This window comes from Coprococcus sp. AM100_B19A (assembly GCF_027662015.1).
Lineage (GTDB): Bacteria > Bacillota > Clostridia > Lachnospirales > Lachnospiraceae > Allocoprococcus > Allocoprococcus comes.
Window position 1 is genome coordinate 1 of the sequence record NZ_JAQDKN010000041.1, and the last position, 1,907, is coordinate 1,907.

The 1,907-nt window shown below is 45.4% G+C and carries 1 protein-coding gene; it reads left to right on the plus strand.

Going from position 1 to position 1,907, the window contains the following annotated elements:
• Positions 1–441: 441 nt before the first annotated feature.
• Positions 442–1,836 (plus strand): group II intron reverse transcriptase/maturase, encoded by a 1,395-nt coding sequence (gene ltrA / locus PGQ33_RS16645; protein ID WP_270206120.1) that lies wholly within the window; start codon positions 442–444, stop codon positions 1,834–1,836.
• Positions 1,837–1,907: the final 71 nt, after the last annotated feature.

Genomic DNA, 1,907 nt, shown 5'->3' on the forward strand with positions numbered 1-1,907 from the left:
TGTGCGCCTAGCGGCGCACGTTTCTAACGGGTTAAAGTCCCGAATCCACCCGGTAGTGGGAAGGATATAGCCGAAGGCAAGGGTGTCCATCGTGAGGTGGAATCTGAAGGAAGCTGGATGTGAGGAACATACTAACTCACGGGCAAATCTCTGGTCTGACGGACAGAAATCTCATATGAGGTTATGCATGAGGGTAAGGTTGCACGCCAAATTGAAGCCCAATAACTGCACGGAATCATGCATGATAGATGAGGCAGATGGATGGAGAGGAAGAAACGTGTGGTACCTAGGGAGGTCTGTACGGTACGCCTTGAAAGAGGTAACCATTGCATAAAGCAATGCTGAACGCACAGAAGTCAGCAGAGGTCATAGTAGCCGAGAGGTGAAGGACCGAATCAGTAGGAGTCTTGAGTATGACCGAGAAAGGAGGAATGACCGCCTATGGCAGAAAATATTGAAAACAATGGCTGTTCGCAAAGAGATAGTGCGGAACACGAAGGGTATGCAAGAGCGTCTAGGTCATTCAATCGGATATGGAAAGAAAGAGACAGTGCACAGCCGAGACTTTTGGAAGCGATACTGTATAAAGACAACTTTAACAGAGCGTATAAGAGAGTCAAGGCAAACAAGGGAGCGCCAGGAATTGATGGCATGACCGTTGAGGAGGCTCTTCCATATCTAAAGGAACATCAACAAGAGATAACCGACCGCATTTATCGTGGAAAGTATACTCCGTCTCCAGTAAGACGAGTTGAGGTTCCAAAACCAGATGGTGGTGTGCGAAAGCTTGGCATACCAACAGTGGTAGACCGTACACTTCAACAGGCAATAACCCAACAGTTAGTGCCAATCTATGAACCGCTGTTTGCAGAGGGTAGCTATGGCTATCGTCCGAACAGAAGTGCAAAAGACGCAATACTTAAGGTGAAGGAGTATGCCGAACGAGGCTATACATTTGCTGTAGTCCTTGACTTGTCAAAGTACTTCGATACTCTTAATCACGAAATTCTCATCAATCTTCTCCGAAAGAATGTAAAAGATGAACGTGTAGTACAGTTGATAAAGCGCTATCTGAAAAGCGGTGTAATGGAGAACGGAGTAGTCATTGATACAGAGGAAGGCTCACCACAAGGTGGAAATCTATCACCATTGCTGGCAAATGTCTACCTCAATGAGTTCGACCAGGAATTCTTGAAAAGAGGCGTTCCATACATAAGATACGCAGATGACATTGTGCTTCTTGCAAAGAGCAAGCGGGCATCAGAGAGACTCTTGGAAAGCAGTACAAAATATCTTGAGGAGAGGCTGAAACTTACAGTCAACCGAGAAAAGAGTCGTACTGTCAGCGTATTTGCAATCCGAAATTTTAAATTCCTTGGCTTTGCATTGGGAAGGAACGGAAAAGGCATTTATGTCCGAGTTCATCCGAAGACATGGAAGAAGTTTAAGTCTAGACTGAAGGAGTTATCTTCCCGTAAGCGATGTCAGTCAATCAAGCCAAGCCTTGAGAAAATCAAGGTGTATGCGAAGGGATGGCTTAACTACTACGGAATTGCAAGTATGAAGAATAACATAGATGACATCAACGGATGGCTCTACCACAGAATACGTATGTGTATATGGAAACAGTGGAAACTTCCAAGAACAAAGAAAAGAAATCTGATAAAGATGGGAGTACACGAATACTATGCGAACATGGCAGCAAACTGCCGAAGAGGACACTGGTATTGTGCGAATCTGACAACAGTTAAGAAAGCCATGACAAAAGAAAGACTGATAAACAGTGGCTTCTATGATTTAGCCACAGCCTATCAGTCTGTGCACGTCAACTATTGAAACCGCCGTGTACCGAACGGTACGCACGGTGGTGTGAGAGGACGGCGGTTAGTCACCGCCTCCTACTTGAT